This is a genomic window from Neptuniibacter sp. UBA6509, assembly GCA_002435145.1.
GTDB lineage: Bacteria > Pseudomonadota > Gammaproteobacteria > Pseudomonadales > Balneatricaceae > Neptuniibacter.
On record DJLT01000061.1, the window covers coordinates 16,582 to 27,882 of the forward strand.

The following is an 11,301-nucleotide window of genomic DNA, read 5'->3' on the forward strand; positions in this document are numbered from 1 at the left end:
CATGAGCTTGAGAAATATTCTTGATAAAATGGAGCCGCATTTCCACAAAGGCGGCAAGTATGAAAACTGGTACGCGCTGTATGAAGCAGCTGATACTATTTTTTATACGCCGGGTCATGTAACTAAAACAGCAGCTCACGTACGCGATGCAGTCGATCTGAAGCGTATGATGATTTTGGTGTGGATGTGTACATTCCCAGCAATTTTCTTCGGTATGTACAATGTTGGTCTGCAGGCAAATACTGCAATGGCCGATTTGGGCATTGCCGAGCCTTCATCTTGGCAGGCAGCCTTAGCGGGATGTGTGTCAAGCTTTGATCCTGGAAGTCTTTGGGACAATATTATCCTGGGTGCAGCTTATTGGTTGCCTATCTACCTTGTAACATTTGTTGTAGGTGGTTTCTGGGAAGTATTGTTTGCAATGAAGCGTGGGCATGAAGTAAACGAAGGTTTCTTCGTAACTTCTGTTCTGTTCGCATTGATTCTTCCTCCAAGTATCCCATTGTGGCAGGTAGCATTAGGTATCAGCTTTGGTGTTGTAATTGGTAAAGAAGTTTTCGGCGGTACAGGTAAAAACTTCCTTAACCCAGCACTAACGGGTCGTGCATTCCTATTCTTTGCTTATCCAGCACAGATGTCAGGTGATGCGATTTGGACTGCAGTTGATGGTTTCTCCGGTGCAACTCCTCTAAGCCTTGCCGCTTCAGGCGGTGTTGATGCGATTCTTGCGCAGAACATTACTTGGTTTGATGCCTTTATTGGTACCGTTCAAGGTTCTGTAGGTGAAGTGTCTACATTAGCAATTGCTGCAGGTGGTCTTGTACTGCTGATAGCTAAGGTTGCTGCTTGGCGTATTGTTGCGGGTGTCTTCTTGGGCATGGTTGCAACAGCTACTCTGTTTAATCTGATCGGTTCCGATACTAACCCAATGTTTGATTTGCCGTTCTACTGGCATCTTGTCTTGGGTGGTTTTGCCTTTGGTATGTTCTTTATGGCGACAGACCCAGTGTCTGCATCCATGACCAATAAAGGTAAGTGGTACTTTGGTGCTTTGATTGGTGTAATGGTAGTACTGATCAGGGTTGTGAACCCAGCATTCCCGGAAGGAATGATGCTGGCGATCCTATTCGCTAACTTGTTTGCACCACTGATTGACAACTTTGTTGTTCAGGCGAACATTAAACGGAGGGTTGCGCGCAATGTCAGCAAATAATGACACTATCGGTAGAACTATTACCGTTACCGTTCTTTTATGTGTTGTCTGCTCGGTAATCGTATCTGCGGCTGCAGTGTTGCTTAAACCTAAGCAGCTTGCTAACAAAGATTTAGACCGTAAAAGCAACATTTTAACTGCAGCTGGTATCGTTGATGCAAACAAATCTGTAGAAGAACTTTTTTCTAAGATCACAACTAAGTATGTTGATCTAGAAACAGGTAAGTTCACTACTGATGTACCTGCAAAGTACGATGCTAAGAAAGCTGCTAAAGACCCAGTATTGGGTAAAGTGCTTACTAAAGATGTAGACATCGCTTCTATTAAGTATCAGGCGAAAATAATGCCTGTATATATGGTAGAAAAGGATGGAAAACTTGAGAAAGTTATTCTTCCGGTTCACGGCTATGGTCTGTGGTCTACACTTTACGGGTTCTTGGCGCTTGAAGGTGACTTGAATACTGTTATTGGTTTTGGTTTCTACTCTCATGCTGAGACTCCTGGTCTAGGTGGTGAAGTGGATAATCCAAACTGGAAAGCACTGTGGCCAGGTAAAGCTGTTTACCCAGAAGGTTCTATGGAGCCAGCGCTGGGTCTAGTTAAAGGCTCTGTTGATACATCTAATCCTAATGCTAAGCATCAGATTGATGGTCTAGCAGGTGCAACTTTGACTGCAAACGGCGTGACTAACCTTGTTCAGTTCTGGATGGGTGCAAACGGTTATGCACCGTTTTTGGCTAACCTGAAAGCAGGGGGGGCGTAAACGATGTCACAAGCTAAAGAAGTACTGAGTAATCCAGTCTTTAAGAACAACCCTATTGGACTTCAGGTCCTTGGTGTTTGTTCTGCGTTGGCGGTTACATCAAACTTGAATACAGCGATGGTTATGACCATGGCTGTAATCGCAGTAACTGCATTTTCAAACCTGTTTGTATCTATTATTCGTAATCAGATCCCAAGCAGCGTTCGAATTATTTGTCAGATGACGATCATTGCATCATTGGTAATCGTGGTAGACCAGATCCTTAAAGCCTTCGCTTATGATGTATCTAAGCAGCTTTCTGTATTTGTTGGTCTGATCATTACTAACTGTATCGTAATGGGTCGTGCTGAAGCCTTCGCAATGAAGAATCCTCCAGGGATCTCTTTCATGGATGGTATCGGTAACGGTTTAGGTTACGGTGTTGTTCTGGTCTTTGTTGGTTTCTTGCGAGAGCTATTTGGTGCAGGCAAGTTGTTTGGTTATGAAGTGCTGCCGTTAGTTAATGATGGCGGTTGGTATTTGGCTAACGGTATGATGTTGTTACCACCAAGTGCATTCTTCATCATCGGTATGTTCATCTGGTTGGTTCGTACCTTTTACAAGGATCAAGTTGAAGCACCAGAGTTTGAACTGGCTAAAAACAGTAAGAAGGAGGCTGTGTAATGGAACAGTATATCAGCCTTGCCGTTAAGGCGATTTTCGTCGAAAACATGGCGTTGGCATTCTTCCTAGGGATGTGTACTTTCTTGGCAATTTCCAAGAAAGTTCAAACATCTTTAGGTTTAGGTATTGCTGTAATCGTTGTGTTGGCAATTACGACACCTGTAAATAACCTAATTTACAACCTATTGCTCCGTGAAGGCGCTTTGGCTTGGGCGGGTTATCCAGAAGTTGATTTGAGCTTCCTCGGTTATATCTCTTATATTGGTGTAATCGCGGCGATGGTACAGATCTTGGAAATGTTCCTAGATAAGTATGTACCGGTTCTATACAACTCTTTAGGTGTATTCCTGCCTTTGATCACAGTTAACTGTGCGATCATGGGTGCTGCGCTGTTCATGGTAGAGCGTGACTACACTTTTGGTGAGTCAGTGGTTTACGGTGTGAGTGCAGGTATCGGTTGGGCGTTGGCTATTACGGCGCTTGCAGGAATCCGTGAAAAACTAAAATACAGCGACGTGCCAGAAGGTCTACGTGGTCTGGGCATCACCTTCATTACTGTAGGTTTGATGTCTCTAGGCTTCATGTCTTTCTCTGGCGTATCGCTTTAATGCCTACATGGTCAACAAAGGAAGGATTAGCCAATGAATGCTGAAATCGTTCTCGGTGTTGTCATGTTTACTGCAGTGGTGCTTGCACTGGTTGCAGTAATTTTGGCAGCGCGTACAAAACTTGTAAGTTCTGGTGACGTTACGATTAGTATCAATAACGACCCAGAAAAATCTATTACTGTACCTGCTGGCGGTAAACTGCTGCAGACGCTTGCTGATCAGGGAATCTTTATTCCTTCGGCTTGTGGTGGCGGTGGTACTTGCGCACAGTGTAAATGTGAAGTTCACAGTGGTGGTGGTTCTATGCTGCCAACTGAGGAATCTCATTTCACAATGCGTGAAGCTAAAGAAGGCTGGCGCCTATCTTGTCAGGTTGCAGTTAAACAGGATATGGAAGTTGAGCTCGAAGAGGAAATCTTTGGTGTTCAGAAATGGGAATGTACTGTTGAATCTAACCCTAACGTTGCTACGTTTATCAAAGAGCTGACTTTACGTCTGCCTGAAGGTGAGAATGTAGATTTCCGTGCAGGTGGTTATGTTCAATTAGAATGCCCACCACATGTAGTTAACTATAAAGACTTTGATATTCAGGAAGAGTATCGCGGTGATTGGGATCAGTTTAATATGTGGCAGTATGTCTCCACAGTAACTGAGCCAACTATCCGTGCTTATTCTATGGCGAACTACCCAGAAGAGCGCGGTGTTGTTAAGTTCAACATTCGTATCGCGTCTCCACCTCCGGGTACGGATTTCCCGCCAGGAATCATGTCATCTTATGTGTTCAATCTTAAAGAGGGTGATACGATCACCGTTTATGGGCCATTTGGTGAGTTCTTCGCTCAAGATACTGACAATGAAATGTGCTTTATTGGTGGTGGTGCTGGTATGGCACCAATGCGTTCACATATCTTCGATATTCTTAAGCGTGTTCAGACTGATCGTAAAATCACATTCTGGTATGGCGCACGTTCACTACGTGAGTCATTCTACAATGAAGAATATGATCTGCTTCAGGAGGAGAATGATAACTTTAAGTGGCACTTAGCGTTATCAGATCCTCAGCCAGAAGATAACTGGGAAGGTATGACAGGCTTTATTCATAATGTACTGTACGATAACTATCTTAAGGATCATGAAGCGCCTGAGGATTGTGAGTACTACATGTGTGGACCACCAATGATGAACTCCGCTGTAATTCAGATGCTACTTGATCTGGGTGTAGAGCGTGAGAATATCTTCTTAGACGACTTCGGTGGTTAAATAAGATATGTTTGTCATAAGACAAGCCAATAAATGGCCGGCAGCTCAGCTGCTGGCCATTTTGTTTTTATTGGTTTCGATAAGTGGGTGCCAAGATAAGCCTCAGGATATCAAGGCTTATCAAGGGATTACTATGGGGACGACCTTTACCGTTAAGTGGGTCCCTAATCAGCAAGAATCAGTCGATACAAACGCAATTAATCAAGCGTTAGTGGATATTAATCAAGCAATGTCCACCTATATTGATGACTCTGAGTTATCAATTATCAACCGTTTACCTGCAAACAGTTCTGTAGAGCTTTCCGCTCAATTGTATACAATCTTAGTTAAAGCTGATGAGATTAGTGAAAAATCATCCGGTGCATTTGACGTAACTGTCGGTCCTTTGGTTAATTTGTGGGGCTTTGGCCCAGATGGGCGTATAATAAAAGCGCCTGCTCAGGATCAGATTGATGCTATCCGCGAGAAAATTGGCTTTGAATTTTTGCAGCTTAATAAACGAGAACTGACGAAACATAAAGAAAGCTATATAGATCTATCTGCGATTGCCAAAGGATACGGTGTAGATGTGATTGCTACTTTGTTAGAAAGTAATGGAATAAGTAGCTATCTGGTAGAGATAGGTGGTGAGTTAAGAGCGAAAGGTGTTAAGCCGGACGGTTCTAATTGGAAAATAGCTATTGAGTCGCCTTCTGCGGGATTTGATAGAGCTATTCAAAAGGTTATTGCTGTTAAGGATATAGGTATAGCTACATCAGGTGATTATCGAAATTATTTTGAAGAGGCTGGAGTACGTTTTTCGCATACTATAGACCCTAATACGGGTCGCCCAATTACACATCGTTTAGCATCCGTTACGGTACTGATGCCAACCTGTGCAGAAGCGGATGCTTATGCCACGGCGATGATGGTCATGGGGGAAGAGAGTGCTTTTGCCTTTGCTATAGAAAACAATATTGAAGCTTTTTTTATTGTTAAAGCCGACCAGGGTTTTGAAGAAAAAATGACCCCGGGTTTTAATCATTACCTTGTTCAATAGGAAGAAGTTATGAGTACAATTATTTTAACATTTGTTGTGTTGCTGTGTGTTATTGTTGCAATGTCTGTGGGTGTAATACTTGGACGTAAGCCAATATCAGGTTCATGTGGCGGATTGGCTAACGTAGGTATAGAAGGTAAGTGTAGTATCTGTGGGGATGATCCACAAAAATGTGATGAAGAGCAGGAAAGACAAGCGAAAGAGGCTGCATCTACTGATCTTGGTTATGAAGTTAAATCTAAAGAATAATTGAGAGCTCTGTTAGTAAGAGTAAGCTAGCAACTAAGAAAAATATCTGCTTAAACAATAAGATATAACTATAAGAGATAGGGGAAAGTGATGGCGGTTTATGACTATGATGTCATTGTGATCGGCTCTGGGCCTGCGGGTGAAGGTGCGGCAATGAATGCGTCTAAAAAGGGGCGTCGTGTTGCAGTTATCGAAGAGCAAGAAGCGGTGGGTGGTAACTGTACCCACAAAGGTACTATCCCTTCTAAAGCGTTGCGTCACTCAGTTAAGCAAATTATTGAGTTCAATACGAATCCAATGTTCCGAGACATTGGTGAGCCGCGTTGGTTTTCTTTCCCGAAAGTACTTAAAAGGGCAGAGAAGGTTATTTCAAGTCAGGTTGTTTTGCGTACTAATTTTTATGCAAGAAATCGTATCGATGTATTTTTCGGTGTGGCTGAATTTCAAGATAAAAACACGGTTCTAGTTAAAGGAACTGTAAAAGGCGATGAGGTTCTTAAAGCGAAGAATATCGTTATAGCAACAGGCTCTAGACCTTATAAACCTGCTGATATTGATTTTACACATCCTCGTATTTATAACTCAGATACAGTTTTAAAGCTTAGCCACACGCCACGTACTCTTATCATCTATGGTGCGGGTGTAATTGGATCTGAGTACGCTTCAATTTTTAGTGGTTTGGGCGTAAAGGTTGATCTTATTGATAACCAAAGCCGATTACTTTCGTTCTTGGATGCAGAAATCTCAGATTCATTAAGCTATCACTTGCGTAATAATGCGGTGAAGATTCGCCATAATGAGACCTACGAAAGTGTTGAAGCAGATGACCGTGGTGTTGTTCTAACGCTCAAATCTGGTAAGAAAATTAGGGCTGATGCCTTTCTATGGTGTAACGGGCGCAGTGGTAACACAGAAACGCTTAAGTTAGACAATATTGGATTAGAGGCTAATGGTCGTGGACAGCTAGAAGTGGATGAGCATTACCGGACATCATGTGAAGGCATTTATGCTGCAGGTGATGTAGTTGGTTGGCCTAGTCTTGCTTCCGCTGCTCTTGATCAGGGGCGTGCTGCTGCTGCAGATATGCTTTCTGCAGAGGATTTCCGCTATATTAATGAGGTCCCTACAGGTATTTATACTATTCCAGAGATCAGTTCCGTTGGTAAGACTGAAGAGGAGTTGACCGATGAGTGTATACCTTATGAAGTAGGCCAGGCCTTCTTTAAAGATACCGCTCGTGCGCAGATTTATGGTCAGCCTGTTGGCATGTTAAAGATACTTTTCAATCGCGATACTTTGCAGATCCTAGGTATTCATTGTTTTGGTGAGCACGCATCTGAAATTGTGCATATCGGCCAAGCAATCATGGCTCAGGAAGGTGAGGCAAACACGTTAAAGTATTTCATTAATACAACGTTTAACTACCCGACAATGGCTGAAGCATATCGAGTTGCAGCTATTTCTGGCTTGAATCGTGTGGCAAATCTATAAATCTTCTTTGTATCATTCCTAAAGCACGCTACGGCGTGCTTTTTTTATGCCTGCAGTCATCTATTGCGGAGTTAAATTGATCTAAAAGAAGCGGATGTTTAAGTAGGAACTGTTTGGAAAAATACACGCCAAGTGGTTTGTTTGAATGAGTGACCGATCTGAGTTTATATTTTACGCCTTCTTGTTGGATGAGCTTTTCCATAACTTGGTTGTTTGCAAGTATTGCATCAACCCTATCGTGAATCAGAAGTTTTAGTAGCTGTTCACTGTTTACTGTTTACTGTTTACTGGGGGGAAAGAGCTAAGTCGGTACTTGTTATCAATTAGCCAGCTTTGCATGTTGGCACCTAAGAAACTCGTCACAATAGCATTCTGCTTAAAGGTATTGTCATTTGGGTTGGAAGTATTATTCGCTGCTAGATACCAAGTCCATTACTGCTCTGCAATTATGTTGGACATAACAGCATACTCGTCGCGCTCGGCGCTTTGTGATGCGGCAAAGAATCCGTCAGCGGCATGGCTCTTTACCATATGCTGTGCTCTCTTCCATGGATAAACTGAGATATTAAAAGCGGTATATTCTAGTTTTTTTTCAGTGCATCTAAGTACTTCTACGGCAGTTCCTGAGATCTTACCATCGATGTAGGTGCTATAAGGAGCGAGGTTATGTGTATTGAGATTAACCTCGTGAGCTGAAAGGCTTGTAGCTAGAAATAGGAAGCACAAGGTGGTGCCAATGTTTGTGTATAGGAACATTGTTACACGCTCGATGGGATATGGTCTTGTCAGTATAGTCGCTGTTTACTATAGGTAATAAAAAACCCGGCATATAGCCGGGTTTTGTAAAGCATTTTAGCTTATTTTGTTGCTGCCGCTAGGGCGCTATTAAGTGTAGCGCTAGGGCGCATAACTTTTTTAACAGCAGCTCTATCCGCGTGATAGTAACCATCTAGTGCGGCTGGAGAGCCTTGGCACTCTGCAAGTTCAGAAATAATCTGATCCTTGTTTTTTGTAAGTGCGTCAGCTAGTTCTTTAAATTCAGCTGCTAGCTCAGTATCTTCAGTCTGGTTTGCAACTTCTTGTGCCCAGTACATGCCTAGGTAGAAGTGGCTACCACGGTTGTCTAGCTCACCAGTCTTGCGAGAAGGTGATTTGTTGTTCTCAAGAAGTTTTCCTGTTGCTGCATCCAGTGTTTTAGCTAGGATGGTAGCGCGAGGGTTGTCGTTCTTAATGCCAGCATCTTCGAGAGATACTGCAAGTGCTAAAAACTCACCCAGTGAATCCCAACGTAAATGGTTTTCTTCTTCTACCTGCTGTACATGTTTTGGCGCTGATCCGCCAGCACCTGTTTCATACATACCGCCGCCTTTAAGCATTGGAACGATAGATAGCATTTTGGCAGAAGTGCCTAGTTCGATGATTGGGAAAAGGTCTGTAAGGTAATCACGTAATACATTACCTGTAACAGAGATTGTATCTTTTCCGCGAATAAGTCGATCCATTGTGAAGCGGATAGCTTGGCTGTATGACTTAACAGAGATCTCAAGACCTTCTGTATCGTGGTCCTTAAGATAACTATTCACTTTTTTCGTAAGCTCGAGATCATGTGCACGTTCTTGATCTAACCAGAAGATTGCTGGCGTATCAGATTGGCGCGCACGAGTAACTGCAAGTTTAACCCAGTCACGAATAGGCTCATCTTTAGTTTGGCAAGCACGCCAAATGTCACCTTTCTCTACATCATGCTGCATTAGAACCGTGCCGTCGGTAGCAACTACACGCATAATACCTTCTTCAGTTTCAAAGGTTTTGTCGTGAGAGCCGTATTCTTCAGCTTTTTTAGCCATAAGACCAACATTTGGAACGGTACCAATTGTGGTTGGATCGAATGCACCATTGGTTTTACAGAAGTTGATCATATCCTGATAGATGCGAGCATATGTTCTTTCAGGCATAACGGCTTTAGTGTCTTTTGGACGGCCATCAGGGCCCCACATCTTGCCGCCATTACGGATCATCGCAGGCATTGATGCATCAACGATAACATCTGAAGGAACGTGCAGGTTGGTAATACCTTTGACGGAATCAACCATGGCCATCTCTGGGCGGTGCTCATGGCAAGCGTGGATCTCTTCTTCAATCTCTTCGCGTTTAGAGCTTGGTAGTGTAGCAATCTTGTCATAAACACTGCCGATACCATTATTTGGGTTCACGCCTAATTCTTCAAAAAGATCAGCGTATTTTTCAAATAGCTCTTTATAGAAAACTGTAACAGCATGACCAAATACGATTGGGTGGGAAACCTTCATCATGGTCGCTTTTACGTGAAGAGACCACATAACACCAGTATCTTGAGCGTCTTGTAGGGTCTCTTCAAAGAAGTCGCGCAATGCCTTGCAGCTCATGCGCATGCTATCAAGGATTTCGCCTTTTTCTAGGCTAAGTTCTTTCTTAACGGTAACATCGCCGTTTGGTGCAACAAATTCAATTCGCACATCACAAGCTTCTTCTGTTGTGATCGACTGCTCGCTTGAGAAAAAATCACCTTCACGCATGTAGTCAGCATGAGTACGTGACGCTTTGCTCCATTTACCCATAGAATGAGGAAACTTACGAGCGAAGGCCTTAACAGCGCCTGGTGCGCGACGGTCAGAGTTACCCTCACGAAGAACAGGGTTCACAGCACTGCCTAAAATTTTAGAATAGCGAGCTAAGATCTCTTTCTCTTCATCTGTAGTAGGGGCTTCAGGTAGGTTAGGAACGTCATAACCTTGGGATTGAAGTTCAGTGATGCAGGCTTTTAGCTGAGGGCTTGAAGCGCTGATGTTAGGAAGCTTAACGATATTTGCTTTAGGGTCTTGCGTTAAGTTACCTAAGAATTTCAAACCATCTTCAACACGTTGACTATCAGTAAGCTTTTCGGGGAAGGCTGATAGTACACGGCCAGCTAGAGATATATCTGTGATTTTAACGTCGATGTCGGCGGCAGAAGTAAATGCGCGAACAATCGGAAGAAGCGAGCATGTTGCAAGTGATGGAGCTTCGTCTGTAAGGGTGTAATAGATCGTTTGGTTCTTTGTAGTCATTGTATTCCCCAAAAGTTTTATGGCGGTGCTGCCAAGGGTTTGAACAAAGGTGGCTTGTGGCTACCCTCTCTCTACTATCTCAAACCCGATAGTTGTAATTTAGTAACAGAATTATACTGAATTAAGTGCAACTGTCATACGTCTGGCCTATGTACTTATGGCTAATGTTGTTGTGTTTTTACAACTTTATTTGCCAGTTTTTTGCTGCAATGCAGCATTTTTCTTGTTTTTTAGATATTTTTACTAGTTGTTTTGGCCAAAAATGTAGTTATTTGTAGTAAGACAATAGTTGTATCTACTTAGTGTTAGTTATACAGGGTCATTGTTTAGATTTGATTAAATAATGCCCGAGAGTAAAATGATTACATGATGAAAGAAGACGATATGACCGATTTAACAGAAAAACCAAAGCCACCTGAAGACTATGAGTGTTGCGAAAGTGGCTGTTCATATTGTATTTGGGACGCTTATTACGAAGCGCTTGAAGCTTGGAATACGCAGAAGGCTTCACAAATAGGAAAGAGTGAAGAATTATCGTGAGCAAAATAGTCGATCTGAACGCAAAAAGAGAAGAAGAAAGGCATCGTAAGAAGGAGGAGAAGTTTGAGGCGCTGCAGCAGCGTTTTGAAAAGGCTCTGCCAACAGAGGAAAAAGATCCTAAGAAGAAGTTATTGGATCTGTTTAAGAAAAAATAAAAATATAAGAATTCAAATAAAAAAAACGGGGCTAGCTAGCCCCGTTTTGTTCCCTATTTGAAAAGCCCTTAGCTCTTCTCGCTCTCTTTACGATTACGAGGGTCGTTAGGTGCTCTACGTGTTCTGCGTTTGCGAACAGGTGCAGCAGGGGCATCTGCTTCAGGCGCTTTGGCTTGGGATGCAGCTTCTTTGCTTTCGGCTACAGGTACCTTAGCTTCAGGTGCCGCTTCTTTG

At 42.9% G+C, this 11,301-nt stretch carries 12 protein-coding genes; 10 read left to right on the top strand and 2 right to left on the bottom strand.

The genetic code is table 11. The features are described 5' to 3' along the window. The first annotated feature begins 1 nt into the window (after position 1). The 8 genes from B4K11_RS07930 (at position 2) to sthA (ending at position 7,286) form a co-directional block, all read left to right on the top strand. Complete coding sequence (locus tag B4K11_RS07930; RefSeq protein ID WP_292956395.1) at positions 2-1,213, top strand: NADH:ubiquinone reductase (Na(+)-transporting) subunit B; 1,212 nt, start codon at positions 2-4, stop codon at positions 1,211-1,213. Beyond that, positions 1,200-1,976 carry a Na(+)-translocating NADH-quinone reductase subunit C gene (locus B4K11_RS07935; RefSeq protein ID WP_292956398.1) on the top strand — a complete coding sequence of 259 codons (777 nt, stop codon included), beginning with the start codon at positions 1,200-1,202 and terminating at the stop codon, positions 1,974-1,976. Before B4K11_RS07930 ends, B4K11_RS07935 begins: the two co-directional genes overlap by 14 nt. A gap of 3 nt (positions 1,977-1,979) precedes the next feature. Continuing rightward, complete coding sequence (locus B4K11_RS07940) at positions 1,980-2,639, top strand: NADH:ubiquinone reductase (Na(+)-transporting) subunit D (RefSeq protein ID WP_292956401.1); 660 nt, start codon at positions 1,980-1,982, stop codon at positions 2,637-2,639. Further along, positions 2,639-3,247, top strand: coding sequence for an NADH:ubiquinone reductase (Na(+)-transporting) subunit E (gene nqrE, locus B4K11_RS07945; RefSeq protein ID WP_292956404.1), 609 nt, complete (start codon positions 2,639-2,641; stop codon positions 3,245-3,247). Before B4K11_RS07940 ends, nqrE begins: the two co-directional genes overlap by 1 nt. 33 nt (positions 3,248-3,280) lie before the next feature. Then, complete coding sequence (nqrF, locus tag B4K11_RS07950) at positions 3,281-4,507, top strand: NADH:ubiquinone reductase (Na(+)-transporting) subunit F (protein ID WP_292956407.1); 1,227 nt, start codon at positions 3,281-3,283, stop codon at positions 4,505-4,507. 7 nt (positions 4,508-4,514) lie between these two features. Beyond that, the gene (locus tag B4K11_RS07955; protein WP_292956410.1) at positions 4,515-5,546 is read left to right on the top strand and encodes an FAD:protein FMN transferase; all 1,032 of its coding nucleotides are present in this window, start codon (positions 4,515-4,517) and stop codon (positions 5,544-5,546) included. A 9-nt stretch (positions 5,547-5,555) separates the two neighbouring features. Beyond that, on the top strand, positions 5,556-5,795 hold the full coding sequence (nqrM, locus tag B4K11_RS07960; protein ID WP_292956413.1) for a (Na+)-NQR maturation NqrM: 240 nt from the start codon (positions 5,556-5,558) through the stop codon (positions 5,793-5,795). A gap of 90 nt (positions 5,796-5,885) precedes the next feature. After that, a complete protein-coding gene (sthA, locus tag B4K11_RS07965; RefSeq protein ID WP_292956416.1) occupies positions 5,886-7,286 on the top strand; it encodes a Si-specific NAD(P)(+) transhydrogenase in 1,401 nt (466 codons plus the stop codon). 432 nt (positions 7,287-7,718) lie between these two features. Here sthA and B4K11_RS07970 read toward each other — a convergent pair whose 3' ends face one another. Further along, positions 7,719-8,042, bottom strand: a complete 324-nt coding sequence (locus tag B4K11_RS07970; protein WP_292956419.1) for a hypothetical protein — start codon at positions 8,040-8,042, stop codon at positions 7,719-7,721. A 101-nt stretch (positions 8,043-8,143) separates the two neighbouring features. Next, positions 8,144-10,372 carry an NADP-dependent isocitrate dehydrogenase gene (locus tag B4K11_RS07975; RefSeq protein WP_292956422.1) on the bottom strand — a complete coding sequence of 743 codons (2,229 nt, stop codon included), beginning with the start codon at positions 10,370-10,372 and terminating at the stop codon, positions 8,144-8,146. Between the two features lie 384 nt (positions 10,373-10,756). Here B4K11_RS07975 and B4K11_RS07980 point away from each other — a divergent pair, with 384 nt between their 5' ends. Further along, positions 10,757-10,912, top strand: coding sequence for an oxidoreductase-like domain-containing protein (locus B4K11_RS07980; protein WP_292956425.1), 156 nt, complete (start codon positions 10,757-10,759; stop codon positions 10,910-10,912). Continuing rightward, on the top strand, positions 10,909-11,067 hold the full coding sequence (locus B4K11_RS07985) for a hypothetical protein (RefSeq protein ID WP_292956428.1): 159 nt from the start codon (positions 10,909-10,911) through the stop codon (positions 11,065-11,067). The genes B4K11_RS07980 and B4K11_RS07985 overlap by 4 nt, the downstream gene beginning before the upstream one ends. Positions 11,068-11,301: the final 234 nt, after the last annotated feature.

What these genes read in the sequence shown, in the direction of transcription:
- B4K11_RS07930 (WP_292956395.1), top strand. Translation starts at nt 2, where the DNA reads ATGAGCTTGAGAAATATTCTTGATAAAATGGAGCCGCATTTCCACAAA.
- B4K11_RS07935 (WP_292956398.1), top strand. Translation starts at nt 1,200, where the DNA reads ATGTCAGCAAATAATGACACTATCGGTAGAACTATTACCGTTACCGTT.
- B4K11_RS07940 (WP_292956401.1), top strand. Translation starts at nt 1,980, where the DNA reads ATGTCACAAGCTAAAGAAGTACTGAGTAATCCAGTCTTTAAGAACAAC.
- nqrE (WP_292956404.1), top strand. Translation starts at nt 2,639, where the DNA reads ATGGAACAGTATATCAGCCTTGCCGTTAAGGCGATTTTCGTCGAAAAC.
- nqrF (WP_292956407.1), top strand. Translation starts at nt 3,281, where the DNA reads ATGAATGCTGAAATCGTTCTCGGTGTTGTCATGTTTACTGCAGTGGTG.
- B4K11_RS07955 (WP_292956410.1), top strand. Translation starts at nt 4,515, where the DNA reads ATGTTTGTCATAAGACAAGCCAATAAATGGCCGGCAGCTCAGCTGCTG.
- nqrM (WP_292956413.1), top strand. Translation starts at nt 5,556, where the DNA reads ATGAGTACAATTATTTTAACATTTGTTGTGTTGCTGTGTGTTATTGTT.
- sthA (WP_292956416.1), top strand. Translation starts at nt 5,886, where the DNA reads ATGGCGGTTTATGACTATGATGTCATTGTGATCGGCTCTGGGCCTGCG.
- B4K11_RS07970 (WP_292956419.1), bottom strand. Translation starts at nt 8,042, where the DNA reads ATGTTCCTATACACAAACATTGGCACCACCTTGTGCTTCCTATTTCTA.
- B4K11_RS07975 (WP_292956422.1), bottom strand. Translation starts at nt 10,372, where the DNA reads ATGACTACAAAGAACCAAACGATCTATTACACCCTTACAGACGAAGCT.
- B4K11_RS07980 (WP_292956425.1), top strand. Translation starts at nt 10,757, where the DNA reads ATGACCGATTTAACAGAAAAACCAAAGCCACCTGAAGACTATGAGTGT.